The sequence below is a fragment of the Streptomyces sp. DG1A-41 genome (assembly GCF_037055355.1).
Lineage (GTDB): Bacteria > Actinomycetota > Actinomycetes > Streptomycetales > Streptomycetaceae > Streptomyces.
Map to the genome: position 1 here is coordinate 4,761,441 of NZ_CP146350.1, position 25,219 is coordinate 4,786,659.

A 25,219-nucleotide genomic window follows, 5' to 3' on the forward strand; every position below is an offset into this window, starting at 1 on the left:
GCCATGAGCACCCCCACGCCCCCCGTCGTACGCACCGAACGGATCGGCTCCGCCCTGCTGATCACCCTCGACCGCCCCGAGGCCCGCAACGCCGTGAACGCCGCGGTCGCCACCGGCCTGACCGCCGCACTGGACGAACTGGAGGCCGACCCCGAGCTACGGACCGGCGTCCTGACCGGCGAGGGCGGCACGTTCAGCGCCGGCATGGACCTCAAGGCCGCGCTGCGCGGCGAGTCCCCCGAGGTCGAAGGCCGCGGCTTCGGCGGCCTGACCGAGGCCGAGCCGGCCAAGCCCCTGATCGCCGCCGTGGAGGGCTATGCCATGGGCGGCGGCTTCGAACTCGCCCTGGCCTGCGACCTGATCGTCGCGGCCGAGGACGCCCGGTTCGGCCTGCCCGAGGTCAAGCGCGGGCTGATCGCGGCGGGCGGCGGCGTGATCCGGCTGCCCAAGCGCATCCCGCACCACCTGGCCATGGAACTCCTGCTGACCGGCGAGCCCGTCGACGGCCGCCGCGCCGGCGAACTCGGCCTGGCGAGCCGGGTCACCGCCACCGGCCGGGCCGTCACCGAGGCACTCCAACTGGCCGGACGGCTCGCGGAGAACGCCCCGCTCGCGCTGGCGGCCGTCAAGCGCGTCGTCCGCGCCGCCGACGGCGCGCCCGACGCCGACGCCTTCGCCTTCCAGCGCGGGGAGATGAAGACGCTGATGGCCTCGGCGGACGTACGCGAGGGCATGACCGCCTTCGCCGAGCGCCGCCCCGCGCGGTGGACGGGGCGGTGAGGCGCCATGCAGGCCGAGGACGTACGACAGCACCTCACCACCCCGCTCACCAGCCCGGCGTACGCGCCGACGGTCCCGCGGTTCACCGACCGCGAATACCTCAACGTCGTCTACCGCACCGACCCCGACGCGCTGCGGGCCGTCGTCCCCGAACCGCTGCGGATCGGTGAACCCCTGGTCCGGTTCGAGGTCATGAAGATGGGCGACGTCAGCGGATACGGCCCCTACACGGAGGCCGGACAGGCGATCCCCGTCGGCTTCGAGGGCGAGCACGGCGAGTACCTGCACGCCATGTACCTCGACAACTTCCCGGCGACCGCCTCCGGCCGCGAGGTCTCCGCCTACCCGAAGGTGCTCGGCTCCCCGTCGCTCACCGTCGACTCCGGCGCGCTCGTCGGCACCCTCGACCACGGCAGCCTGCGGGTCGCCACCGCGACCATGGGCTACAAGCACCACGAGCTGGACCGGCGGGAGGCCCGGGCACAGATCACCGTGCCGACCTTCATGCTCAAGACCGTTCCCGGCTACGACGGTTCGCCCCGCGTCCAGGAACTCGTCCGCACGCGCATCACCGACGTCACCGTCAAGGAGGCATGGACCGGTCCGGCCCGGCTCCAGCTGTTCCAGCACGTGCTCGCCCCGCTGGCGGACCTGCCGGTGCTGGAGATCGTCTCCGCCAGCCACATCCTCACCGACCTGACGCTGTCCGGCGTCGAGCCGGTCCACGACTACCTGAAGGGAGCCGCGTCATGACCTGCGCACCTGAAGAAGGCCGCGCCGTGACCCGCACCTTCCGTACGGCCGCGGTGATCGGCGCCGGGACCATCGGACTGTCCTGGACGGCGCTGTTCGCCGCGCACGGCCTGACGGTCCGGGTGAGCGACCCGCGCGCGGACCTCGCCGAGGCCGTGGACGAGGCCCTGGCGCGGTCCGCCCCGCACCTGGCCGCCCGCGGCCTGGACGTGACGGGCCTCGCCGGCCGGGTGCACATCGCCGCGGACGTCACCGAGGCGGTCCGGGACGCGGACGTCGTCCAGGAGAACGGCCCCGAGCACGTCGAGTTCAAGCAGGACCTGTTCGCCACCCTGGCCCGGGAAGCACCAGGCTACGCACTGCTCCTCAGCTCGTCGTCGGCCATCCCGTCGACCGAGTTCACCAAGGAGCTGGCGGACGACGACGCCGCCCGCGTCCTGATCGGCCACCCCTTCAACCCGCCGCACCTGGTCCCGCTCGTCGAGGTCGTGCCCGGCCGGCGCACCGGCCAGGACGCCGTGCGGGCCGCGGTCGACTTCTACACCTCGGTCGGCCGCACCCCGGTCGTCGAGCGCAAGGAGATCCCCGGCTTCGTCGGCAACCGGCTCCAGAACGCCCTCAGCCGCGAGGCCGTGTACCTCGTCGAGCAGGGCGTGGTGACGCCCGAGGAACTCGACACGGTGATGACCAACTCCCTGGGTCTGCGCTGGGCCACGGTGGGGCCGTTCCTCGGCTCGCACCTGGGCGGCGGGCCGGGCGGCTACCGGCACATGGCCGAGCACATCGGCCCCTCGATGCAGCGGATGTGGGCGAACCTCGGCACCCCGTCACAGAACCACGACCAGCAGGAACGGCTCGTCGCAGCCGTGGAGAAGGCCTACGGCTCCTCCACGTACTCACAACTCACCGAGACGCGCGACCGCAGGCAACTCGCTGTCCTGTCCGCCCTGGACAGCACGGGCAAGGAGGAGAACTGAGATGACCACCACCACGCAGCCGCTGGAAGACCAGCTCACCGCGGACTTCTACGCCTACGAGACACTGCTGCCTGACGAGGAGCGCAAGATCCTCCTCAAGGCCCGCGCGCTCATGCGCGACGAGATCAAGCCGCTGGTCAACGCCAACTGGTCCAAGGGCGAGTTCCCCCGGGAACTCGTCGGGGTCTTCCGCGACAGCGGCCTCGCCGGCCTGCCCTACGAGGGCTACGGTGAGCACCGGCCCGCCGTCAGCAACCTGCTCAGCGGATTGCTGGCGATGGAACTGAGCCGCACCGACGCCTCGGTGGCCACCTTCTTCGGTGTCCACAACGGCCTCGCGATGTACTCCGTCCACTCCGGCGGAGACCAGGAGCAGCGCGACCGCTGGCTCCCGGAGATGGCCGCGATGGACAAGATCGGCGCGTTCGCCATGACCGAGCCGCTCGGCGGCTCCGACGTCGCGGGCGGCATGCGGACCACGGCCAGGCGCGAGGGCGACAGCTGGGTCCTGAACGGCGCCAAGAAGTGGATCGGCAACGCGACCTTCGCCGACTACGTCGTGGTGTGGGCGCGGGACGTCGACGACAACCACGTCAAGGGCTTCGTCGTCGAGAAGGGCACGCCCGGCTTCGAACCGGTGAAGATCGAGGGCAAGATCGCCTTCCGGATCGTGGAGAACGCCGAGATCACCCTCACCGACGTCCGGGTACCGGAGGCCAACCGCCTCCAGAACATCAACTCCTTCCGCGACGTCGCCGAGATCCTGCGCGCCACGCGCGGCGGTGTGGCCTGGCAGGCGCTGGGCGTCATGGTCGGCGCCTACGAACTGGCCCTCGACTACGCCCGCGAGCGCCGGCAGTTCGGCCGCCCGATCGGCGGCTTCCAGCTCGTCCAGGACCTGCTGGTCAAGAGCCTCGGCAACATCACCGCCTCCTGGGGCATGCTGGCGCAGCTCGCCCGGTTGCAGGACGCCGGCGTCTTCCGCGACGAACACTCGGCCCTGGCCAAGGCGTTCGTCACCGCGCGGATGCGGGAGGTCGTGGCCTGGAGCCGGGAGATCTTCGGCGGCAACGGAATCCTCCTGGACCACGACATCGCCCGGTTCTTCGCCGACGCCGAGGCGATCTACTCCTTCGAGGGCACCCGCGAGATGAACACCCTGATCGTCGGCAAGTCGATCACGGGCCAGAGCGCCTTCGTATGAACCCCCGCCGGGACAGGACCGGTCCGGATGAACCGGCCGGTCCTACTTCCCGTTACGGCTCATCCCGCCGGGCGCTGCCACCACGCGGCGGTCGCGTCGCGCAGGGTGTTGGTGCCACAGTGCACCTCGCCCATGCCGAGGTGGTACGTGTACCAGTCGTCGATGTACGACACCTTCACGCCGACCCGCCGGTAAGCGGCGGTGACGGCCTGGGTGAAGATGTCCTTGCCGCCGATGACGGGCCCCCACTGGCGCGGGGCGAGGTAGCGGTCGCGCCCCAGGAGCACGCCGTTGACCGCTCCGGGAACGTACGCGCTGGTCATCACCGTCGCCGCAGCCGCCGCACGCGAGCCGGCCGGGTTCCCGGCGAGCCACTTCTGCTGGCCGTGGTCCCCGAGGCTGTCCACGAGGCCGGATCCGGCGCCCATGCGCGTCAGACGCGGCACGGGAATCTCCTGGCCCTCGGCGGTCAGAGCCTCCGAGTCACGGGTGTACAGGGCGGGCACCCGCACGATCTCCCTGCCGGTGACCCCCGTCTCCCGCTTCAGAATCTCCAGGTTGGCCGCGATGCGCCGCGCCGCCATCTCGTTGTCGGACACCAGGTGCCGGGAGGCGAGCGCCTGGTCGATGGTCTCCCTGGGCGCCGGACTGTCACTGCGGCCCGGGACGGAGAACATCTTCGTCTTGCCGTGGCCGTCGCGCTTGGCGTCGCGCAGCAGTTGCAGCCCCGCCTTCGGGTCGGCGACGCCGATGCGCCAGCCGCGCGGGGTGTCGGCGGGCAGGAACTGCACGAACTCGTCGACGTGCCCCACGCCCAGCCAGGAGGTGTCCAGCAGCAGCGGATCCTGGAGTCCCTGCGACTTCAGCAGCGTCCGCATCACCTTCGACGGACGCGCCCCGCTGTCCTTGCGCTCACCCATGATGATCCGCCCGGCCGGGAACGAGCGCCCGCCGTGCGCGTAGGGCGGGATGGTCTCCAGGTTCCCCATGGAGTTGAGCGACCAGTCGTCGGGCTCGGCCCGGTCGGTCACCTGCACGACACCGATGTCACGGCCGCGCACCTTCTCGAACAGCTCCCGGCCCGCGTCCCGGTCCGGCTGGGCGGAACGCAGCATCACGCGCATCGTCTGCCGCTGACCGCCCGGCCCGGTCATGCTGACGTAGGCCGGTTCGACGAAGTCCTGTGCCCAGGGGTCGGCGTACTTCTTGAAGGTGACCAGCGGCGTGGTGACCCCGGCGTTCCTGACCTCCTTCGCGAGTTCGGCGACGAACTTCCGCTGAAGACGGCTGTACGGGCCCTCGCCCTGGACCTCGGTCACCATCACCTGCTGGGTGTTCTGAAGGTGATGGTGGGTCAGCAGTGGCGCGACACGCAGGGTCACGGCGTCGGAGGTGGACTTCTGCCCGGCCGTCACCGTCAGCCGGACCACCGCACGGCCGTCCCACTTCGCGCTGTCCCGGACGACATCGGTGCCCTCGACACCGAACTCGACACCGGAACGCAACTCGGCGGCGCTCAGCCGGGTCTTGGACGTCACCGGGGCCCACTTGCCGGAACGCTTGACGAAGAGACGAGCGTGCTTGCCTCCCGCGGTGACCTCCAAACTGCCCTGAGCGCCCTTGCCCAGACCCGGCATGGGGACGGAACGGACCCGGGCGAGGTCGGCGGCGTCCGCACTGCCGTTGACCTTCGTGTCGGAGCCGTCGTTGCACGCGGCCAGCTTGGCGTCGGACAGCGGCTTGCCGCCCGGCCCGGTCACCGGGCACCGCTTGGCGTCGTCATCGATGTTGGGCAGATACACAGCTCCGCGCCCGACGGACCAGCTGTCCTCGCCGACCTTGTCGCTGCCGCCCGTGACATCGACCCGGCCGTCGCGGTTCACATCCGCCCGCAGATCGGCACGGCCACCCGTCTCGGCGGCGAAGGCGAAGGCCAGGCCCCGCCAGCACGGATCCCGCGGCGGTGAGAGCCAGGACGACCGACCCGGCCGGGTACAGGCGCGAAGGTCTACGTCTACGTATACGCGTACGTGAACGCACAGCACGTTCCTCTCCGTTGAGGGGGTTTCGCCGTGCAAGAGGAGCAACAGCGGCTGTGCGTTCACTGTGAGGCGAGAGTCACTCCATGAGTCCGGGCGTCGACCGGAAGGTCCGGCGGTAGGTGGCCGGAGGCACGCCGACCGTGCGGTTGAAGTGCCGGCGCGGCGTCGTGGCGGTGCCCATGCCGGTGGCCGCGGCGATGGCGTCGACCATGTCGTCGGTGCTTTCCAGCAACTCCTGGGGCGCGGCGGACCCGTTGGGTCAGCAGCCATTGCAGCGGCGTGGTGCCGGTCCCCGCCCTGAAGTGGCGGCCTGGATGGCGCGAGCGGCAGCGCGGGGCATCGAGTTGCCGTAGGGCATCCAGCGCTTGGCTGTACGTGGTGGGCAATGTGTGTCCCTGCGTGAGCAGGTCCAATGCCACGGGGGCCGTGCCCAGTCCGAGGCCCGAATGCTCGCGCAATCGACGGATGGCTTTGGCGGTACGTCCTTCACCTGCCAACGCCTTTGCCTCGTCCTGGGCTCCCTGCTCGATGGGCGTGATCAGTGCGGTTGTACGTGCCTTGGTGCTCGTCACAACGTTCCGGCACTCCCCCTATCGGCAGTTCCTCTTGATTCCGTCGATCCCGAGTACCACCGAGGCAAGGCCGCCGAGCGTGGCACCCGGTTCGCTGATCTTCTCCTCACGCCTTCAGCTTGAGGATCTTCGCCATGGGAAGTCCGCGTCACCACCCCGTCAGCAGCAAGTGGTTGAGCAGCAACGCCAGCACCACCTGCCCGGTGAGCCACGCACGCGGGTGGGGAAGAAACGCGCAGGCCGGGAGGAGCCACACCGCGAAAGGCAGCCAGATGCGCTCCGTCTCCGCCTTGCTCATGCCGGACAGGTCGGCGACCAGCAGGGCGAGGAGGGCGGCGGAGACGAGGAGTGCGAGGCGGGGCTCGGCAGGCCGGTGGGGCGTATCGGCGCGGCGGGAGAGCAGCGCCGCGCCCGTCCGGCGCAGGCCCGCCGCCGTCGCCAGGCCCGTGATGAGCACGGTGCAGGCCGGGTTGGCCCACACCCAGTAGCCGTAGGGGCGGATGCCGCCCGCGCCCTGGTGGTAGCGCGTGACCAGCAGGTGGTACGCCTCCCACCAGTCGAACCCGGCGAGTGTGAACGCGGTCGGGACCACGGCCAGTCCGGTGAGCAGTGGCACCAGCAGGGCGGGGCGTTCCCGGATGCCGTGCCGGCCGAGCACCAGTACCGCCGCCGCGATCAGCGCGATGAGGGTGAGGCCGTAGGAGAGGTAGCAGGTCAGGCCGAAGAGGAGGCCGGACGCCCCCGCCCACCCCAGCGAGCGTCTCGTGACCGCCAGTGCCAGCAGTGCCACCGCCCACGCCGCCACCCCGGCGAAGTACGCGTCGGCCGAGGTGCCCATCCACACGGCGGCCGGGGCCAGGACGAGGAAGGGGGCCGCCCTGCGCGCGAGGGCCTCGTCGGCCATGACGCGGATCGTGACCAGCACGGCGACGCAGGCCGTCGCCCCGACGGTGATGCACCACATGCCCGCCCAGCCGCCGCCCCGCAGCCCGATCCGGTCGAGCAGGACGAAGGTGAGTGTGGCGGCGGGCGGGTGGCCGGCGATGTGGGCGGGCCAGTTGTCCGGCGAGTCGAGGAGGATGTGGTGGGTGAAGTCCCTCAGCGCTGCCGGGATGTCGTCGAAGCGGTCGATGACCTGGAGGTACTCGTAGCGGGTGGTGAGACGGCGCGCGATGCCCCGGTCCCAGCCGTCGATCAGGGCCAGGGAGCAGATCCACGCCGTGGCCGTGCCCCAGGTCAGGGGGAGCAGCGTCCGCCAGGGGAGCCGGGCCGCGAGGGCGGGGCCGTACGCCACGGTGGCGACCGCCAGCAGGACGGCCGCCGGAGTGCCGGGGCCCAGGTGGGGGCCCCAGGACGCCAGCAGCGGGGGCCAGCTGACGAACAGCGTGCGGCTGGTGTCCTGGATGTGGCGGCCGACCAGGACGGCGGCCGTCACCAACAGGGCAGCGGCCCCGACGGCGTACAGGTCACGACGGAGGGAGCGGGTCACAGCCGGAACGCTAGGCCGACAGGGCGGGCGCGGGCCGCCGTCCGGGCCGGACGTCAGCGTTTCGTCATGGGTTGCGCACCCTTTCCCGGGGTGTTCCGGGCCTACGGTCGGGCCATGCGAGACGACCCACGGCTTCCCTCCTCGCCCGGCTTCTGGCGCAGCCCCCTGCGTGGCCCCTGGCTCACCTCCGTGCTGGGCCTCGTCCTGCTCGCCGGCATCACCGTGCTGTTCGTGACGGGCCTGGTGTCCTACGCCGCCTACAACCCGGACCTGTCGCCGGTGAACGACAAGACCCCGGACAAGGGCATCCTCGGCTTCTACCTCTTCGCCTGGCCGACGCACCCGCACTGGCTGTACCGGCTCAATCAGGGCGTCCACGTCACCTTGGGCATCACCCTGATCCCCGTCCTGCTCGCCAAGCTGTGGTCCGTGATCCCGAGGCTGTTCGCGCTGCCGCCGGCCCGCTCGCTCGCGCACGCGCTGGAGCGGATCTCGCTGCTGCTCCTGGTGGGCGGTGCGCTGTTCGAGTTCGTGACCGGTGTGCTCAACGTCCAGCTCGACTACGTCTTCCCCGGTTCCTTCTACCCGCTGCACTTCTACGGAGCGTGGGTGTTCTTCGCCGCCTTCGTCGCCCACGTGCTGCTGAAGATGCCCACGGCGCTGCGCAACCTGCGGCACCTGCGGGAGGAGAGGAACGACCTCGTGTCGCCGCGCCCCGCCGAGCCGACCGTCTCCCGCCGGGGCGCGCTGTGGTTCGTCGGGGGCGGCTCGCTGCTGCTGTTCGCGACGACGGCGGGGCAGAACTTCGACGGACCCCTGCGGCGCACCGCCCTCCTCGCACCGCACGGCGGCGGCGACCCCGGCAGCGGCCCGAACGGCTTCCAGATCAACAAGACCGCCGCCTACGCCGGGATCGACACGGCCGAGACGGGCCAGGACGCCTGGCGGCTCGTCGTGACGGGGCCCGCGGGCACCGTCCGCCTCAGCCGGGCCCGGCTCGCCGAACTCCCCTTGCACAGCTCGGCGTTGCCCATCGCCTGCGTGGAGGGCTGGTCGACGTCGGACCAGTGGTGGCGCGGGGTGCGGCTGCGTGACCTCGCGGCGCTCGCCGGCTACGACGCCGACAACCCGCCGGACGTGTTCGTCGAGTCCCTCCAGCGGCGCGGCGCCTTCCGTAGCGCCGCCCTGCGCGCCAACCAGGTGGCCGACCCGCGATCCCTGCTCGCCCTCTACGTCAACGGCGAGGAACTGTCCCCCGACCACGGCTACCCGGCACGGATCATCGTGCCCGCGGCACCCGGTGTGCTGAACACCAAGTGGGTGGCCCGGATGACGTTCGGAGACCTGTGATGCGCCGGCCGCGGATCCCCGTCGGAAGCCCCTTCCCCCTCCTCCTGCTCGCCTGCTCGTTCGCGCTCGCCGCCTACGCGGGCGTGCGGCTGCTCGCCGGTGACTGGTTCGGCGTGGCGCTGTGGTTCGTGGGCGCGGCGCTGCTGCACGACCTGGTGCTGCTGCCGTTGTACGTGGCCCTGGACCGGGCGGTCGTACGAGGGCTCGGCGCGCGCCGGGAGTGGGTGCCGTACGTGCGCGTACCGGCGGCCCTCTCCGGGCTGCTGCTCCTCGTGTGGTTCCCGCTGATCAGCGGCATGGTGGAGCGGCGTTACCGGTCCGCCACCGGGCTGCCGGCGGACGTGTTCCTCGCCCGCTGGCTGCTGATCACCGCCGTCCTCTTCGGCGGTTCGGCGCTGCTGCTGGCGGGGCGCCTGCTGCGGGTGCGCAGGGCGGCGAAGCGGCGCCCGCCGGCCGTCCACTGACCGGCCCGCGTCCAGCCCCGGGCGTACCGGAGCAGGGCGGGCGTGCCGAGGCGCGCCCAGGGGAAGGGGTCGCCGGCACCGCGTGCGTCCGTGAGGCCGACGACCCGCACCTGGGCGCGTTCGTCGATGTCCACCGGCGCGGTCTCGGCGATCAACAGGCCGCCGGGGCGCAGGAGTCCGGCCACTCGGTCCAGCAGGTCGCGCGGGTCGCCGCCGATGCCGATGTTGCCGTCCATGAGCAGGACGGTGTCCCAGCGGCCCTCGCCGGGCAGCGGCTCGAACACCGAGCGCCGCAGGGCCTGACCCCCCATGCGTACGGTGTGGTCGACGGCGGCGGCGCTGACGTCGATGCCGAGTACGGCCCGGCCCCGGGCGGCGAGTTCCGCCACCAGCCGGCCGGGCCCGCACCCCACGTCCAGCACGGTCCCCTCGCACCGGTCCAGCACGTCCCGGTCCACCGCATCGGCCCGCGCACACCAGCGCTCCACCTCCAGCGGCAGCAGCCAGCCGTCGGCCCGCCGCAGGAACAGCGGCCCGTGACCGGCACGCAGGGCAGCGGCGTAGGGGTCGGCGGTCGCCCAGGCGACGGCGGTGCCGGGCGGGGCGCTCACCGGGACACGGCCGGGCGGGAGGCCGACTCACCGGCCGGCTGGGTGTCCCGCGGGGCTTGGCCGGGGGAGTCCGGTCGTCGGCTGGCTGATGGGGCGTCCGGTTCCGCCGTACACCGAGCCAGCCGCCCCGCGAACCGCCCGTCCGGGGCCAGCGCGGCGACAGCGTGGGCGTCGGCCTCCGTGTCGACGTCGCGCAGGCGGGGCAGGTCGCGGACCCGCAGGCCCGCCGCGACGAGCCGGTCCCGCTGGACCGCTCCCGTCGCGGAGGTCGACATGGGCACGCCCCGCAGCAGCGCGGGGTCGGGGCGGGCCAGGCCGAGGGCCCAGAAGCCGCCGTCCTCGGCCGGGCCGAACCAGGCGTCGCAGCCGGCGAAGTCCACGGTGAGCAGCTCCGGCGTCACCTGCGGGGTATCCATGCCGATGAGCAGGGCAGGGCCGGCGCAGCGCGCGAAGGCGTCCGCCAGCCGCTCGTCGAGACCGCCCGCGCACTGCGGTACGACGTCGAAGCCGGGCGGCAGCCACGGGCCGGGGCTCCCGTCGAGGACGAGGACCTTGCGGTCGGCCGGGGTCGCCGCGACCGCGTCCAGGGTGTCGGCGAGGGACGCCTCGGCGAGGGACGCGGCCTCCCGGGGCGTGAACGGCGGGGTGAGCCGGGTCTTGACCCGGCCGGGACGAGGCTCCTTGGCGATGACGAGGAGTGCGGTCACTGTGCGCCCCTTCCGACGGCGGGAGTCTCGCCGGGCGTTTGGGCGGCGGGAGTGTCGCCGGGTTCTCCCGCGGCCGGAGCGTCGCCGGGCGCCTCGCCCAGCACGCGGCTCATGTCCCGTACGGCCTGCCAGGTGCCGCGCCATGTGCCCGTCACCTTCGAGGCCCCGGTGCGCGGCAGATACGGCACGTCGTGCTCGGCGATCCGCCAGCCGGCGTCGGCCGCGCGCACCACCATCTGGAGCGGATAGCCGCTGCGCCGGTCGGTGAGGCCGAGGGCGAGCAGCGGCTCGCGGCGGGCGGCGCGCAGGGGGCCGAGGTCGTGCAGCCGCAGCCCGGTGCGGCGGCGCAGCATCCGCGCGAGCGCGAGGTTCCCGGCACGGGCGTGCGCGGGCCACGCGCCCCGGCCCTGCGGACGCCGCCGGCCGAGGATGAGGTCGGCCTCGCCGCCTCGCACCTCGCGCACGAAGGGCACGAGGAGCGACGGATCGAGGGAGGCGTCGCAGTCGCAGAAGCACACCACGTCCGCGGTGGCGGCGGTCAGCCCGGCGTGGCAGGCCGCGCCGAAGCCCCGGCGCGGCTCGTGCACGACGGTCGCGCCGAACGCGCGGGCGATCCGGTCCGAGCCGTCGGTGGAACCGTTGTCGACGACGAGTGCGCGCCAGCCCGGCGGGATCCGTTCGAGCACCCAGGGCAGGGCCTCGGCCTCGTTCAGGCAGGGCAGCACCACGTCGACGTCGGAAGATGTCGTCGTCACGGTTTCACCCTACGAAGACGAAACGGGCATACCGGACTTCCGCTCCTTACGAAACGCGGACGTCGGCGGCCGAGGAGGCGTCCGGACAGGCCATCGCCGGCGGTCCGGTGCGAGGCTGGAGCCATGCAGCAGCCCCATCAGCACGAGGAGACCCTCGACGGGCCCCCGCGGGTCCTGGTCGTCGACGACGATCCGACCGTCGCCGAGGTCGTCGCCGGGTATCTGGACCGCGCCGGTTACGTCGTCGACCGCGCCGACGACGGCCCGACCGCCCTCACCCGTGCCGCCGCGCACTGGCCGGACCTGGTCGTCCTCGACCTGATGCTGCCCGGGATGGACGGCCTGGAGGTGTGCCGACGGCTGCGAGGGCAGGGGCCGGTCCCGGTCATCATGCTCACCGCACGCGGCGACGAGGACGACCGCATCCTGGGCCTGGAGGTCGGCGCCGACGACTACGTCACCAAGCCCTTCAGCCCCCGCGAGCTGGTGCTGCGCGTGGAGTCGGTGCTGCGCCGCAGCCGGCCCGCCGCCCCCGGGCACCAGCTGGGAGCGGCCGGTCTGACCGTCGACCCGGCAGCCCGCCGGGCCACCAAGAGCGGCACCGAACTCGCCCTGACTCTCCGCGAGTTCGACCTGCTCTCCTTCTTCCTGCGGCACCCGGGACGGGCCTTCGGCCGCGAGGACCTGATGCGCGAGGTGTGGGGCTGGGACTTCGGCGATCTGTCGACCGTCACGGTCCACGTCCGCCGCCTGCGCGGCAAGGTCGAGGACGACCCGGCCCGCCCCCGCCTGATCCAGACCGTGTGGGGCGTGGGCTACCGCTTCGACCCCACGGGAGAGGAGACCGGATCGTGAACGACACCCTCCTCATCGCCCTGTACGCCTTCGTCGGCGCCGCGGCCACCGGCCTGGCCGGAGCCGTTGCACTGCGCCTGATCCGGCGCCGCTCGCTCACCGCCTCGCTCGCCGTGGTCGCGGCGGTCGGCGTCGTCGCGATGCTCGCGGGCACGCTCGCCGTCGCCTGGGCGATGTTCCTGTCGCCGCACGACCTGTCCGTCGTCACGACCGTCGTCGCCATGGCGGCCGTCGTCTCCCTGGCGACCGCGCTGCTGCTGGGCCGCTGGGTCGTCGCCCGCAGCCGCGAACTCGCCGTGGCCGCACGCTCCTTCGGCGACGGCGGGGACTTCGCCGCCCCCGACGGCCCGACGACCGCCGAACTGCACCACCTGAGCCGCGAACTGGCCGCCACCAGCGCCAGACTCGCCGAATCCCGGGAGCGGGAACGCGCGTTGGAGACCTCCCGGCGCGAACTCGTCGCCTGGATCTCGCACGATCTGCGCACCCCGCTGGCCGGTCTGCGCGCCATGTCGGAGGCCCTGGAGGACGGTGTCGCCGCCGACCCCGGCCGCTATCTGAAGCAGATCCGCACCGAGGTCGAACGCCTCAACGACATGGTCGGCGACCTCTTCGAACTCTCCCGCATCCACGCCGGCACCCTGCCCCTGGCCCCCACCCGGATCTCCCTGTACGACCTGGTGGGCGACGCGCTGGCGGGAGCCGATCCGCTCGCCCGGGAGCTCGGGGTGCGGCTGGTGGGCGGCCGTATCGCGCCGGTGCCGGTGGAGGTGGACGGCAAGGAGATGAGCCGGGTGCTGGGCAACCTGCTGGTCAACGCCATCCGCCGGACCCCGGCCGACGGCACGGTCGCCGTCACCGCGGAGCGCTCCCCCGAGGGCGTGGTGCTGTCGGTGACGGACGGCTGCGGCGGCATCCCCGACGAGGACCTGCCGCGGGTCTTCGACACCGGCTGGCGCGGCACGCACGCCCGGACGCCCCCGGCCGGCGCGGGGCTCGGCCTCGCCATCGTCCGGGGGATCGTGGAGGCGCACCAGGGCCGGGCCACCGTACGGAACATCCCCGGCGGCTGCCGTTTCGAGGTGGTGCTGCCCGCCGCCGCTTCGTAACACGGGCAGCACCACCGGTCTTTCGCGAGCCGGACCCCAGAGGAGGTCGACGGCTCCTACGCGTCCCGCATCCCGGCCCGCGCGAACTCCGCCATGCCCTCCTCGAACCCGACCTGTGGCTTCCAGCCCAGCGCGTCCCGCAGCCGCGCGGAGTCGGCGGTGATGTGCCGTACGTCCCCGAGCCGGTACTCGCCGGTGACGACGGGCTCGGGCCCGCCGTACGCGGCGGCCAGCGCCCGGGCCATCTCGCCGACCGTGTGCGGGTCGCCGCTGCCCGTGTTGTACGCCGTGAGCACGCCCGGCGCGGCCTCCGCCTCCAGCGCCACGGCATTGGCCCGCGCCACGTCCCGGACGTGCACGAAGTCCCTGCGCTGCCGCCCGTCCTCGAACACGCGCGGTGCCTCGCCCCGGGCGAGCGCCGAGCGGAAGAAGGAGGCGACACCGGCGTACGGGGTGTCGCGGGGCATGCCGGGCCCGTACACGTTGTGGTAGCGCAGCGACACCGCCGAACCGCCCGTGCAGCGGGCCCAGGCGGCGGCCAGGTGCTCCTGGGCCAGCTTGGTCGTCGCGTACACGTTCCGTGGATCGGCCGGGACGTCCTCGCCGACCAGCCCGGGGACGAGGTCCGCCCCGCACACCGGGCACGGCGGCTCGAACCGGCCGGCGCCGAGGTCGGTGACGGCACGCGGCCCGGGCCGTACGACCCCGTGCCGGGGGCACTCGTACCGCCCCTCCCCGTAGACCACCATCGACCCGGCCAGCACCAGACGCCGCACACCCGCCTCCGCCATGGCGGCGAGCAGCACGGCGGTGGCGAGGTCGTTGTGCGAGACGTACTCCGCCGCGTCGGCGACCCCGTCGCCGAGCCCGACCTTCGCGGCCTGGTGACACACGGCGTCCACACCGGCCAGGGCACGTCCGACGGCCGCCGGGTCCCGCACGTCGGCGCCGGCGTCCTCCCGCACGTCGAACACGACCGCCTCGTGCCCGCGTTCCCGGAGGACAGCGACCACAGGGGACCCGATGAACCCGGCACCGCCGGTGACCAGTACGCGCATACGGCCACGCTAGGCCCGCGACCTCGCCGCACCACGGGAGCGCGCCCGTACGTCACGACTCCGTAAGGTCGCGCGCGGTCACAGCGAGGCGGTCTGCGACGCGGTCGCCCACGTGAACCCGTCCGGGTCGGTGAAGGGCCCGGCGTCGCCGTTGATCGTGAGCCGGTGCGACCCGGTGCCGTCGGGAGAGACGCCGACGAGCTTGGCCAGGCCCCGGTGCTTGTACAGCGCCAGCTTGACCGGGCCCGGCCCGGTCTCGAACTCGACGTACTTGCTGCCGAAGCTCTTCGCCACGGAGAGACCGTGCTCGACGTAGAACCGCTTGCTCCCGGCCATGTCCGCGACCCCCAGCAGGAGTACGATCTCGTCGATCCGCCGGGTGGCCGGCCCGGTGTTCTTCTTCGACGACGACGCGATCTGCCAGATCGTCCCGTCCGGGGCCTGTACGACGCCCCCGTAACCCCACAGCGACTTGGCGGCGGGCTTAAGCGTCGTGGCACCGGCGTCCACGGCGGCGCCGACGAGGGCGTCGACATCGGCCGGCTGCGCCACCACGAGCGACAGCGTGAACCCGCGAAACCCGGTCGCGGGAGCTTCCGAGCCCCGCACACGTACCTCACTGCCCAGCCCGAACGCGCTGCTGTAGAAGCTGCGGGCGACGGCGGGGTCGGCCACCTCGAGGGTGACGGATTCGATGGAAGTCATGACACCGACGCTAGGCGCGGCACGAGCCCCGCGCTTCTCGAATCCTGACCGGAACGAAGAACCGGAACGAAGAACCGGAACGAAGAACACGTCGGGGAAACCCGTCGTCAGCGCACAGGCCGCCGCCCCGCGTGCCGGGACAGCCGTACCGCGAAGAAGATCACGTCGACGGCGAGGAGCACGATGCCGATGGCCAGGAGATAGCCCAGGCCCTCCGCTGCCAGACCGATGATCCCCAGTACGACGGCCACGAGGACGACCAGAAGGAAGAGCGCCATCACCGCGGACCACCTCTCCTGTGCCACGTGCGTACGGTCACCGGCGGGCGAGCCGGCGTTCGCCCCCGCTCCCGGCCGGTACGGCATGCCGTAGTGCTGGAAGATCTCCTCCTCCTGCTCGGCCGGCAGCACGTCGTCGGTCCCGATCGACGGGGCTTTGCGCACCTGTCCCCTGGCGTAGGAGACCTTGACGTAACCCGGTCCGACAACGGCGTCGGCGAGCGGGACGAAGACCAGGCGGCGGCGTGCGGGCAGCCCGGTCCGGACGGTGGCCATGGCCGGTTCGTCGGTGGCCGTGTCCACGTAGACCGCTTCGAGCATGCCGATCTTGCGCTGCTCCGGATCGACCACGTCACGGTCGCGCCATTCGCGGATGTCGGCTGAACGGATCATGCCGTGCTCCCTGTCTGGTCCCGCCAGTTCACCCTACTCCGGCCCGGGCCGGAGTACCGTGGGGAGAGCGAGCACTTTTCGCATGCCGGAATTTTGACCGGTTGCGAACACCGCACGCCATCCGTCCTCACATGGGCAGCCCGTGACCCCGGCCGCGCCATTCGCATCCAGGCCGAGGAGCCACGTATGCCATCGCCTCCCAGCCCGACCACGCCCACGACGGTCACACCGTCGGACCCCGCCCCGCCGCCTCAGGCCTACGACGGGACGTCCCCCTTCCCGCCGGACGGCCCGGCGCCCGCCCGCGACGGCGGTGACCGGCTGTACGTCACGGTGACGGCGGTGATCGTCGTCCTGCCGTTCGTGGCGATCGGCCTCGCCGGCTGGCTGCTGTGGGGGAGCCTCATCCATCCCGCCGACATCGTGCTCGCGCTCGTCCTGTACACGATCACGGGTCTCGGCGTCACCGTCGGCTTCCACCGCGGCCTCACCCACGGCGGCTACCGGGCCGCCCGCCCCGTGCGCATCGCGCTCGCGGTGGCCGGGTCGATGAGTTTCCAGGGCGACGTCATCGGCTGGGTCGCCACCCACCGCCGACACCACGCCTTCACCGACCGGCCGGGCGACCCTCACTCCCCGTACCGCTACGGCACGCATCTGCGAGGCCAGTTGCGCGGACTGCTGCACGCGCACGTCGGCTGGCTGTTCCGCAACGACCGCACACCCGCCGACCGGTACGCCCCCGACCTCCTCGCCGACCGCGACATCCGTGCCGTCTCCCGCGCCTTCCCGGCGCTGTGCGTCCTCACGCTCGCCCTGCCGTTCGGACTGGGCTGGGCCATCGGCGGCACATGGCTGTACGGCGTGACCGCCCTGCTGTGGGCGGGACTCGTGCGCATCGCGCTGCTCCACCACGTCACCTGGAGCGTGAACTCCCTCTGCCACCTGATCGGTGAGCGCCCGTTCCGCACCCGCCGCCACGACCGGGCCACCAACCTGTGGCCGCTCGCCCTGCTCTCGTTCGGCGAGAGCTGGCACAACCTCCACCACGCCGACCCCACCAGCGCCCGCCACGGCGTCGACCGCGGCCAGGTCGACCCCTCCGCCGCCTTCATCCGCCTCCTCGAACGCCTCGGCTGGGTGCGCGACGTGCGCTGGCCGACCGCGGAGCGGGTCGCGGACCGCCGCGTCTGACACCGCCCACCCGCCCCTCATGACGTCGGCAGGAGCCCTCATGACCACCGCACTACAGCCCCCGCTTCCCTCCCACCCGGTCCTCCGGCTGCGTCTCGCACCCCGCAGTGGCATGCCCCGGCCCATCGACGGGGCGTGGTGGCCCCGCTCGTACGACCTGCTCGCGGAACTCCCGTCGCTGCTCTCCGGGTTGCCCCGGGCATGGGGCCACATCACCAGCGTCACCGTCAACGGGGCGACGTGGTCCGCGGCACCCGGCCGGATGCTCGTCTTCAACCAGGTCGTACGACTGCACAGGGCCCTCGCGGCGTCCTCCCCGCACACCGTCGTCCTGCTCGCCCCCGGCCGGGGCCGCTGGGACCTGCTGGTCGTGCCGCCGGATACGACCGAGGAGGCCGCGGAACCGCTCATGACGGCCGCGGCGAGCGATCAGGTGTGACCGCACAACGGCCGGTGCGGGCCCGTTCCGCCGTCATGAGCGCGGTCGCGGTCATCGGCGCGCCGGTGTCCGCACTGGCCGCTGTCATCAGCCGGGCGGCCGAGGGGGCGCCGGTCTCCGGGGGGATCACCAGGAGGTCCCAGCGGCCGGCGGTGTAGGAGAGCAGGAGAATCTCGTGGGGATCCAGCTCCGAGGTGAACCAACTGATCTTCACCGCATGGCCGTTGACGAAGATCGTGGCCGGGAGGACCGGCCAGTGGCGAGGACTGACCGCGATACGGGTGATCCGTCCCCACAGCGGGTCCAGCATGTCCGCCAGGCCGGAGAGCTCGCTCGTCAGGTCACGTGAACGGGGCCACCATGCGCCGTCGAGCTCGGCGCGCCCCGCAGCGGAAGGGCTCTCGGATTTGAGCGCGAGGCGCGCCGTCGGGGTCCTGAAGGGAACGGTCCGTAGCGGAGGACGCGGCGGACGAGAGATGGTCGCGGACATCGCGCAAACCCGTCTCCGGACCACTGCGCGGGCGCAGCCGCCGGTTGTCGTCGTGCACCGGGAACGACACCGGCGTCGGCGCCGGGGTGCGAAGTGCTCCCGATGCGTTCACGCTACTCCCCGCAGGGGCCGGGCGGACGGTTCCCGGACGCCGTCTCACTGCTGTCGGTCGCCGTCCTCGGCGGACCGGCTGGTCTCCAGCCAGGACCGTGCGGGTTCTGCCGCGCGGCCGGTGTCCACGGTGAGGTCGAGGCGGGTTCCTCCGTCGGGGCCCGCGGGGTAGCTGCGCTGCTCGGTGGCGGCGAAGCAATGGCGGAGAATCTCCGCGACCCGACGGGCGACCTCGGGCGAGGCGGCGACGATGCGGACCTCGGCGTGCCCGTCCGAGGGTGTTTCCGTGGACTCCATGGCAACCTCGGCGTTCGATGTCCTGGTTGGGACACTCTACTCCGGCCCGCCCCGCAGGCCCCGCGCGTGACCGGCGGGCTTCCCGGCTGCCATCGGCCGGCCGGAGAGTACCGTGAAACGAGAAAGCCACTCGGTTTCCCCAGTTCCGGCAGGATTCCCGGCAGGCAGGCGAGAGCGATGTCCGACCCCGACTCCCCGCGTGTGACCAGGCTCCTGCCGGACGCCGTCCACCAGGCCGTTCGGCCGGGAACGGCAGTCGTACGGCTGGCGACGACACACGACCGGCAGGGCGTGCTCGACGGGGCGTGGTGGCCGCGTTCCCGCGACATCGCCGCCGAGCTGCCCGGCCTGATCACCGCGCTGACCGAGTACCTCGGGCCCATCACCCGTGTCGGCCTGGACGCCGGCGCCTGGGAAGCGCTGCCGACGCGGATGACCGTCGACGACCGTGTCGTACACATCGACCCGTCCGCGATCGGCGACGACACCGTCCTCATCACCCGGGGCGGGCAGGATCTTTCTCCCTCCTCGTGGTCCCGCCGCACGCGACGCCCGAGGCGGCGCACGCCGCCATGGCCGAGGCCGCCCGCGCCGGCAGCGTGAGGCAGGCCGAACAGATCCTCATCGACACCGGCACCAGCACCGGCACCGGGCGAGCGAACCCGAGCGCCGCGGAAGCCCCGGGCGCCCCCGGCGAATAGCCCGGGAAGCATCGCCGGTCAACGTCGCCGGTCAGAGGCGGCGGCCCTCGGAGCGGACCGTCGCAGGTACCGGGATGTCCGCGGTGTCGAACTCACCCGAGATGATCCGCGTGGCCAGGTCCGACAGGCGCAGGTGACGGGCGCGCGCGTACGACCGGAACGCGGCGAAGGCGTCGTCGACGGACGTGTTCCAGCGCTCCGCCAGGACGCCCTTGGCCTGCTCGACCAGGACGCGGCTGGTCAGCGCGTTCTCCAGCTGGCTGGTCTCGACCTGCGACTGTTCCAGCGTGCGCTGCCGGAGGATCGCGATCGTGGCCACGTCGGCGAGTGCCTGGGCGAGCGCGATGTCGTCGTCGCCGAGGCGGTGCGGCGCGGTCTGGAACAGGTTGAGCGCGCCGATGACGCGGCTGCGCAGGCGGAGCGGGAGGGCGTGCGTGCTCACGTATCCCGTCTCGCGGGCCCGTGCGGCGAAGTGCGGCCCGCCGCCGGCGGCCTCCGGCGGCATCAGCTCGATGTTGGTCCGGGCGGCGCCGGTGCGGTAGCACTCGACGCACGGGCCCTCGTCGTGCTGGAGCGCGAAGAGCTCCAGCAGGCGGGTGCGCTCGTCCGAGGCGGCGATGATCCGCAGTCGGCCGTGCGTGTCCGCGAGCAGGATCCCGGCCGCCGACACGTCGAGCAGCTCGACGCAGCGCTCGGACAGCCGGTGCAGCAGGTCGATGACGTCGAAGTCCTCGACGAGGGAGTCCGCCACTTCCACGAAGGTCTCGGCCAGCCGGCGCTCGCGGGGCATGCCGGTCATCCGTTTCCCCTTCCCGTTGGTGCCGCAGGGACAACGGCTCCGGACAGGGGCGAATGGGGCCGTTCCCCCTTGTCCGTACGCTCCGTTGGGCCTGTTCGAGGAGTACGCTGGAATCACCGAGGATATTTCGCGCACCGGCTGCCAGGCTCGTGTCGTTTTCGGAGATCGAATATGCCGGGCCGGTCGTGATGGGCCCGGAGCAGGGTTCGCGTCATGACTGCGACCATTTCCCACCCGCCGACAGCCGAAGCCGATGACCGGTTCTCCTCGTCCTCTCCGCGTCTGTCGCTCGCTCCCGTCGGTCCCGCACCGGCTCTGCTGGACGGCGCCTGGTGGCCCCGTTCCCGCGATCTCGTGGCGGAACTCCCCTCCCTGACCGCCGTACTGGATCCGCTGTGGGGGCGGATCACACGGGTCACGGTGAATCCCACGCACTGGCCGGTCGTTCCCCGCAAGGTGCCCGTTGCCGGGCACGTGGTGAAGGTGGGCTGGTTCCTGCCCGAGCAGGACCCGAACGAACTGCTGCTGCTCTCGTACCACGTGGGCCGCTGGAACCTCCTGGTGATCCCGCCGCAGACGGCTCCCGACGCGGCCGCCCGGCTGATGGCCGCCGCGAGCGATCCACTGGGCACGTCGACCGCGAGTTGGTTGATGGGGGAAGAGGCGCGCTCGCGCACGTTGTACGAGGCCGACCGGGCCGTCGAGTCGGTCTGGGACTCCGAAGGAGGACATGAGGCCGGCGACGCGACCGCGCGTCCGCGGGGCCCGGTGCCGCAGCCGATGGGAAGGTGAGAACCGTGGAGACATTCGTGTCCGTGGCTGTGATCCTGGGGATGATCGCTCTCGGCGTGTTCCTCATCCACCGGCTGAACTCCCAGCACAACGACCGCATCGCCGCCTTCCACTACGGCCGCTCCGGGCTGCCCGCCGCGGGACCGGCTCCGCGGAAGGCCCGCGGCCGGGCCGGGACGAGCGGCACAGGCCGCCGCCGGTTCTCCTGGCGCCGCCCCCGCAAGCGGGCCTGAGCTCCACCCGTTCCACAGCCCGGGACCCCGGCCGCAGCACCGCACCTGACTGGCCGGGGTCTTCCCGCGTCCTGTGCCCCGGGCCGGAGCGGTCGCCGCCCTGACGGAGCGCGGGCACGCCGGGTGGTACGAGCTCAGCGGCCCCCGGCTGATGGCCTTCGGGGACCGCGGTCGCGGAGATCGCCCGGGCCCACCGGCCGCGACCTCCGCTACGTCCCGCTGACGCCCGAGGCGTACGCGGAGCAGCAGCGGGCGCAGGGCGTGCCCGAGGAGTGGGTGCAGCTGACGGTCGGCCTCTACGAGCAGGTCCGCTCAGGCGGCCTCGCCTGCCTTCCTCATCACCGTCACGCGATCGTCGTCGCCTGGCTCGCCGGCCAGTGGGCGTACCACGCCGACCAGGACCGTGAGCGCGAGGCGGCCGCGGCGAGGCCCCGCGTATCCGGCGAAAGGGTCTGGGACACCGACACGCTCACGTACGACCACGTCGAGGGCGGCGTCGGCCATCCCATGACCCCGCCCGTCGGCGGCGCCCCTGACAAAACGTGGATGACCTGCGACGGAACCGTCTACACCGAGACGATCCGCGACGAGAACGCCGTGCACTGCCTGGAGCACGGTGCCGTCTGGATCACGTACAACGGCACGGCCACCGCCACCGACGTCAAGCGGCTCGCCGGCAAGGTGACCCGGACGCCCTACACCCTGATGAGCCCCGTCACCCGGCAGTCCGGGACGATCACGCTCTCCGCGTGGGGCCACCAGCTCAGTGTGGACTCGGCCTCCGACCCGCGCGTCGAGCAGTTCATCACCGCCTACGTCCCGGGCCCCAGACTCCGGAACCGGGCGCTCCCTGCACGGGCGGCCGTACCGCCCAGGTGATCAGCCGGAGTCGGCGACGGAACTGTCGAGCGCGTCGTGCCCGGCACGGCGGCGGTACTCGGCGTTGATGCGCTGGGCTTCCTCGAGCTGGTCCTCGAGGATGACGATGCGGCAGGCGGCCTCGATCGGGGTGCCCCGGTCGACGAGTTCGCGGGCGCGCGCTGCGATGCGCAGCTGGTAGCGGGAGTACCGGCGGTGTCCGCCCTCCGAGCGCAGCGGAGTGATCAGACGAGCCTCACCGATGGCCCGGAGGAAGGCCGGGGTGGTGCCGAGCATCTCGGCGGCCCGCCCCATCGTGTACGCGGGGTAGTCGTCGTCGTCCAGACGATCGCTGAGCGGGGTATCTGCTGTCATGTCACCTCGTAGTGCAACGCGTCGAGGGGCCCTGGTGCCGTACGGCACCAGGGCCCCGAAGGAAATTGAACACCATCTGTCGGCCCTAATGCTGTGCCGACCTTCTGTTTCCGCTCCCGGCCCTGCAGAGGGGGGGATGCGGGGATCGCGGCTGCGTGACCGGGGACCACCTTCCAATCCGGGGTCTTGCGGTACCCGGGCCGAGCGCTGCTCGGGCCGGGCGATCCTGATGGCGTCTGCTCCTCCGTCCTTCTCTGCTACGTGATCCCTTTCAACGAGAAGAATGCTAGCCGCGCCGGATCCCAATGTCTACTCTGACAAGAGTAGATTTCTGTTCTCCGGTGGCGCAGATTGACTGCGCCCTACAAGGACGTCGGCTGTGCCCTGCAGGGACGTCGAGACGACGACGAGGGCCCTGCCGACGCGCGTCGGCAGGGCCCTCATCGGGATCGGGGTGGGCGGTCGTCCGCCCGTCCTCATGCGTCCAGGGGTGCGGCGCCGAGCAGTGCCGACGCGGTCTGGACCGGAGTGGGGACGCGCACGCGCGCGGCCTCGGGGTGGTCGTGGCAGGTGAAGCCGAGGCGGGTCATGGCCCGGATGACCTCGCTGCCGGTGAAGTCGCGGCGGTCCTGTCGGGTGATGACCTGGCCCACCTGCTTGACGGGGTAGCGACGGCGGCCGATGGTCACGGACTCACCCGTGACGATCTCGGGCGTGACGCCCTTCATCGAGGCCAGCACCCCGCTCTTGGTCAGGTCGAACGGGTACCGGGCGATGACACAGCGCATGATGCCCCCACGGGGAGAAGGAGAACGGCTGACCGGGCGAGGTGGATCAGGTGGAGAGGGCGAGGACGCCCGGGGCCCGGCCGTGCTCACCGACGGCGGCGAGCCGGGGGACGGGCGAGGCGAACGGTCCGTCGAGGACGTCCCGCAGCCGGGTCCGGTCCGTGTACGTGGAACTGCCGCGGTGGACGACGAGTTCGGCCCGGGTGATCGAACCCGTGCACTGGTCGTCCCCGTCGCACAGGAGGAGGTACTCGACACGGGCACCGGCCATGACGGACAGGGCCACCTCGACGGTCATGTCGTCCCGGACCCGGGGGCCGGACACGTCCATGGCGTCGACCATGGACACAGGGGAGCGATCCGCCTGCCGGCACTGCGTCTGAACCGGTGTCAAAGCTGCCTCCTCGGAGATGGGTGAGCTGAGGATCGACGCCAACAGCACTAGGCCGCCGGGTCGAAGGCGGACCGCTGTCCCCTGCGCCGCCCGGCCTGTCCGGTGGGGCGCCCCTGGGCGGGGCGGTTCCGGCGGCCCCGGGACGAGGGGGCCCCGGAAGACGTGGCACGGCGGGGAGCAGGAGCCGGTGCGGTGATGACGACAGGGACACCGGACGGCGTCCGGGCACCGGTGATCCGGCTCAGTTCCGCCTCACCCGAACGCACCGGGGTGACCTGGGGGGTGATCGCGGCCGAAGCCATCAGCCGGGTCATGCCGCGGCGCTGGCCGGGGGTCACGAGCGTGACGACGCTGCCGGACTCGCCGGCGCGGGCCGTACGGCCGCCGCGGTGCAGGTAGTCCTTGTGGTCGGTGGGCGGGTCCACGTTGACGACCAGGTCGAGGTTGTCGACGTGGATGCCGCGGGCCGCGACGTTGGTCGCCACCAGCACCGTCACATGGCCGGTCTTGAACTGGGCGAGGGTCCGCGTGCGCTGGGGCTGGGACTTGCCGCCGTGCAGAGCAGCGGCGCGGACGCCGTTGTTCAGCAGGTGCTCGGTCAGCCGGTCCACGGCGCGCTTGGTGTCCAGGAACATGATCACCCGGCCGTCCCGCGCCGCGATCTCGGTCGTGGTGCGGTGCTTGTCCGCTTCGTGCACGTGGAGCACGTGGTGCTCCATCGTGGTGACCGCACCCGCCGACGGGTCGACGGAGTGGACCACCGGGTCCGTCAGATAGCGGCGCACGAGCAGGTCGACGTTGCGGTCCAGGGTGGCCGAGAACAGCATCCGCTGCCCCTCGGGGCGCACCTGGTCGAGCAGGGCGGTGACCTGGGGCATGAAGCCCATGTCGGCCATCTGGTCGGCCTCGTCCAGGACGGTGATGGCGACGTCGTCCAGCCGACAGTCGCCGCGGTCGATGAGGTCCTTGAGCCGACCCGGCGTCGCGACGACGACCTCGGCCCCGGTCCGCAGCGCACCGGCCTGCCGGCCGATCGACATGCCGCCGACCACGGTGGCCAGCTTCAGCCGGACGGAGCGGGCGTACGGGGTGAGCGCGTCGGTCACCTGCTGGGCGAGCTCGCGGGTGGGGACGAGGACCAGGGCGAGCGGCTGCCGTGCCGCCGCGCGACGGCCCGCTGTACGGGCCAGCAGGGCGAGGCCGAAGGCCAGGGTCTTGCCCGAGCCGGTACGGCCGCGGCCGAGCACGTCACGCCCGGCGAGGGAGTTCGGCAGGGTCGCCCCCTGGATGGGGAACGGTACGGTCACGCCCTCGTGGCCGAGCGCGGCCAGCAACGGCGCCGGCAGGTCGAGATCGGCGAACGCCTCGACGGCGGGCAGCGCGGGCGTGGTCGTCACCGGCAGCGCGAACTCCCCCTGGAGTGCGGCCGGCCGGCGCTCGTAGCCCTTGGAGCGCCGCGGAGCCCCCGAGCCCTTGGCGGCGGCACCCCGGGAGCGGTCGTAGGTGCGGGTCGGGCGGGCGGTGCGTGCGCGGTTCAAGCGGAACCTTCCTCGATGTGAGCTGGTAGGCACGTAGCAAGGAATTTCCGCAGCAAAATGAACGGCGCAGAGAATCGCGAGAACGAGCCTGAGATGTTGGGCGCGGCT

Annotated in this window: 26 protein-coding genes and 4 pseudogenes; 13 read left to right on the plus strand and 17 right to left on the minus strand. The window is 72.4% G+C overall.

Features of this window, described 5'->3' with window-relative positions:
- Positions 1-3 precede the first annotated feature (3 nt).
- From V8690_RS22215 to V8690_RS22230, 4 genes are read left to right on the plus strand one after another with little or no spacing between them, the layout of a single operon-like run.
- Positions 4-780, plus strand: a complete 777-nt coding sequence (locus tag V8690_RS22215; RefSeq protein WP_338781420.1) for a crotonase/enoyl-CoA hydratase family protein — start codon at positions 4-6, stop codon at positions 778-780.
- Between the two features lie 6 nt (positions 781-786).
- Positions 787-1,533, plus strand: a complete 747-nt coding sequence (locus tag V8690_RS22220) for an acetoacetate decarboxylase (RefSeq protein ID WP_338781422.1) — start codon at positions 787-789, stop codon at positions 1,531-1,533.
- A 26-nt stretch (positions 1,534-1,559) separates the two neighbouring features.
- Positions 1,560-2,510: a 3-hydroxyacyl-CoA dehydrogenase NAD-binding domain-containing protein gene (locus V8690_RS22225; RefSeq protein ID WP_338785423.1), complete on the plus strand. Its 951-nt coding sequence runs from the start codon at positions 1,560-1,562 to the stop codon at positions 2,508-2,510.
- Position 2,511: 1 nt separating this feature from the next.
- On the plus strand, positions 2,512-3,714 hold the full coding sequence (locus tag V8690_RS22230) for an acyl-CoA dehydrogenase family protein (RefSeq protein WP_338781423.1): 1,203 nt from the start codon (positions 2,512-2,514) through the stop codon (positions 3,712-3,714).
- Positions 3,715-3,773: 59 nt separating this feature from the next.
- Here V8690_RS22230 and V8690_RS22235 read toward each other — a convergent pair.
- The 3 genes and pseudogenes from V8690_RS22235 to V8690_RS22245 form a co-directional block, all read right to left on the minus strand.
- A pseudogene (locus V8690_RS22235) lies at positions 3,774-5,712 on the minus strand (protein-arginine deiminase domain-containing protein).
- A gap of 120 nt (positions 5,713-5,832) precedes the next feature.
- Positions 5,833-6,079 (minus strand): annotated as a pseudogene (locus tag V8690_RS22240) (helix-turn-helix domain-containing protein); the annotation flags it as partial.
- Between the two features lie 397 nt (positions 6,080-6,476).
- Positions 6,477-7,817, minus strand: coding sequence for a hypothetical protein (locus tag V8690_RS22245; RefSeq protein ID WP_338781424.1), 1,341 nt, complete (start codon positions 7,815-7,817; stop codon positions 6,477-6,479).
- A gap of 114 nt (positions 7,818-7,931) precedes the next feature.
- Between V8690_RS22245 and V8690_RS22250 the strand changes: the two genes are divergently transcribed.
- Positions 7,932-9,167, plus strand: a complete 1,236-nt coding sequence (locus V8690_RS22250) for a molybdopterin-dependent oxidoreductase (protein WP_338781426.1) — start codon at positions 7,932-7,934, stop codon at positions 9,165-9,167.
- 310 nt (positions 9,168-9,477) lie between these two features.
- Here the strand turns inward: V8690_RS22250 and V8690_RS22255 are convergent, their stop codons facing one another.
- The 3 genes from V8690_RS22255 to V8690_RS22265 are packed head-to-tail and all read right to left on the minus strand — an operon-like array spanning position 9,478 to position 11,704.
- Positions 9,478-10,242, minus strand: a complete 765-nt coding sequence (locus V8690_RS22255; protein WP_338781427.1) for a methyltransferase domain-containing protein — start codon at positions 10,240-10,242, stop codon at positions 9,478-9,480.
- Entirely contained in the window at positions 10,239-10,949 is a 711-nt protein-coding gene (locus V8690_RS22260; protein WP_338781428.1) for a DUF2064 domain-containing protein, read from the minus strand. Before V8690_RS22260 ends, V8690_RS22255 begins: the two co-directional genes overlap by 4 nt.
- Complete coding sequence (locus tag V8690_RS22265; protein WP_338781429.1) at positions 10,946-11,704, minus strand: glycosyltransferase family 2 protein; 759 nt, start codon at positions 11,702-11,704, stop codon at positions 10,946-10,948. Before V8690_RS22265 ends, V8690_RS22260 begins: the two co-directional genes overlap by 4 nt.
- Before the next feature lie 123 nt (positions 11,705-11,827).
- On the opposite strand from V8690_RS22265, the gene V8690_RS22270 reads away from it, so the two are divergent.
- A complete protein-coding gene (locus V8690_RS22270) occupies positions 11,828-12,559 on the plus strand; it encodes a response regulator transcription factor (RefSeq protein WP_338781430.1) in 732 nt (243 codons plus the stop codon).
- The gene (locus tag V8690_RS22275; protein WP_338781431.1) at positions 12,556-13,668 is read left to right on the plus strand and encodes a HAMP domain-containing sensor histidine kinase; all 1,113 of its coding nucleotides are present in this window, start codon (positions 12,556-12,558) and stop codon (positions 13,666-13,668) included. Before V8690_RS22270 ends, V8690_RS22275 begins: the two co-directional genes overlap by 4 nt.
- Positions 13,669-13,724: 56 nt before the next feature.
- Here the strand turns inward: V8690_RS22275 and V8690_RS22280 are convergent, their stop codons facing one another.
- The 4 genes and pseudogenes from V8690_RS22280 to V8690_RS22295 all read right to left on the minus strand — a co-directional run bounded on the left by V8690_RS22280 (position 13,725) and on the right by V8690_RS22295 (position 16,102).
- A complete protein-coding gene (locus tag V8690_RS22280; RefSeq protein ID WP_338781432.1) occupies positions 13,725-14,726 on the minus strand; it encodes an NAD-dependent epimerase/dehydratase family protein in 1,002 nt (333 codons plus the stop codon).
- Positions 14,727-14,804: 78 nt separating this feature from the next.
- Positions 14,805-15,431, minus strand: coding sequence for a glyoxalase (locus V8690_RS22285; protein WP_338781434.1), 627 nt, complete (start codon positions 15,429-15,431; stop codon positions 14,805-14,807).
- A gap of 107 nt (positions 15,432-15,538) precedes the next feature.
- Positions 15,539-15,736: a hypothetical protein gene (locus V8690_RS22290; protein WP_338781436.1), complete on the minus strand. Its 198-nt coding sequence runs from the start codon at positions 15,734-15,736 to the stop codon at positions 15,539-15,541.
- A gap of 10 nt (positions 15,737-15,746) precedes the next feature.
- Positions 15,747-16,102 (minus strand): annotated as a pseudogene (locus tag V8690_RS22295) (PRC-barrel domain-containing protein).
- 186 nt (positions 16,103-16,288) lie between these two features.
- On the opposite strand from V8690_RS22295, the gene V8690_RS22300 reads away from it, so the two are divergent.
- Both V8690_RS22300 and V8690_RS22305 read left to right on the plus strand, forming a co-directional pair.
- A complete protein-coding gene (locus tag V8690_RS22300; protein WP_338781438.1) occupies positions 16,289-17,296 on the plus strand; it encodes an acyl-CoA desaturase in 1,008 nt (335 codons plus the stop codon).
- Positions 17,297-17,336: 40 nt separating this feature from the next.
- Positions 17,337-17,735 (plus strand): DUF5994 family protein, encoded by a 399-nt coding sequence (locus V8690_RS22305; RefSeq protein ID WP_338781440.1) that lies wholly within the window; start codon positions 17,337-17,339, stop codon positions 17,733-17,735.
- On the opposite strand, the gene V8690_RS22310 is transcribed toward V8690_RS22305, so the two are convergent.
- Both V8690_RS22310 and V8690_RS22315 read right to left on the minus strand, forming a co-directional pair.
- The gene (locus V8690_RS22310; protein WP_338781442.1) at positions 17,704-18,225 is read right to left on the minus strand and encodes a DUF5994 family protein; all 522 of its coding nucleotides are present in this window, start codon (positions 18,223-18,225) and stop codon (positions 17,704-17,706) included. The genes V8690_RS22305 and V8690_RS22310 overlap by 32 nt on opposite strands.
- 156 nt (positions 18,226-18,381) lie before the next feature.
- Complete coding sequence (locus V8690_RS22315; RefSeq protein ID WP_338781443.1) at positions 18,382-18,633, minus strand: hypothetical protein; 252 nt, start codon at positions 18,631-18,633, stop codon at positions 18,382-18,384.
- Between the two features lie 177 nt (positions 18,634-18,810).
- On the opposite strand from V8690_RS22315, the pseudogene V8690_RS22320 reads away from it, so the two are divergent.
- A pseudogene (locus V8690_RS22320) lies at positions 18,811-19,334 on the plus strand (DUF5994 family protein).
- 31 nt (positions 19,335-19,365) lie between these two features.
- Here the strand turns inward: V8690_RS22320 and V8690_RS22325 are convergent.
- Positions 19,366-20,133 carry a GAF and ANTAR domain-containing protein gene (locus tag V8690_RS22325; RefSeq protein WP_338781445.1) on the minus strand — a complete coding sequence of 256 codons (768 nt, stop codon included), beginning with the start codon at positions 20,131-20,133 and terminating at the stop codon, positions 19,366-19,368.
- Positions 20,134-20,346: 213 nt separating this feature from the next.
- Between V8690_RS22325 and V8690_RS22330 the strand changes: the two genes are divergently transcribed.
- From V8690_RS22330 to V8690_RS22340, 3 genes are all read left to right on the plus strand, one after another.
- Entirely contained in the window at positions 20,347-20,925 is a 579-nt protein-coding gene (locus tag V8690_RS22330; RefSeq protein ID WP_338781446.1) for a DUF5994 family protein, read from the plus strand.
- Positions 20,926-20,930: 5 nt separating this feature from the next.
- Positions 20,931-21,158 (plus strand): hypothetical protein, encoded by a 228-nt coding sequence (locus V8690_RS22335; protein WP_338781447.1) that lies wholly within the window; start codon positions 20,931-20,933, stop codon positions 21,156-21,158.
- Between the two features lie 123 nt (positions 21,159-21,281).
- Positions 21,282-22,037, plus strand: a complete 756-nt coding sequence (locus V8690_RS22340) for a DUF3105 domain-containing protein (RefSeq protein WP_338781449.1) — start codon at positions 21,282-21,284, stop codon at positions 22,035-22,037.
- On the opposite strand, the gene V8690_RS22345 is transcribed toward V8690_RS22340, so the two are convergent.
- The 4 genes from V8690_RS22345 to V8690_RS22360 form a co-directional block, all read right to left on the minus strand.
- Positions 22,038-22,391 carry a MerR family transcriptional regulator gene (locus V8690_RS22345; protein ID WP_338781451.1) on the minus strand — a complete coding sequence of 118 codons (354 nt, stop codon included), beginning with the start codon at positions 22,389-22,391 and terminating at the stop codon, positions 22,038-22,040.
- 476 nt (positions 22,392-22,867) lie between these two features.
- Positions 22,868-23,179, minus strand: a complete 312-nt coding sequence (locus V8690_RS22350; RefSeq protein WP_338781453.1) for an SCO5918 family protein — start codon at positions 23,177-23,179, stop codon at positions 22,868-22,870.
- 46 nt (positions 23,180-23,225) lie between these two features.
- Positions 23,226-23,522: a hypothetical protein gene (locus V8690_RS22355; RefSeq protein WP_338781455.1), complete on the minus strand. Its 297-nt coding sequence runs from the start codon at positions 23,520-23,522 to the stop codon at positions 23,226-23,228.
- Positions 23,523-23,620: 98 nt separating this feature from the next.
- Positions 23,621-25,111 (minus strand): DEAD/DEAH box helicase, encoded by a 1,491-nt coding sequence (locus V8690_RS22360; protein ID WP_338781457.1) that lies wholly within the window; start codon positions 25,109-25,111, stop codon positions 23,621-23,623.
- Between the last annotated feature and the right edge of the window lie 108 nt (positions 25,112-25,219).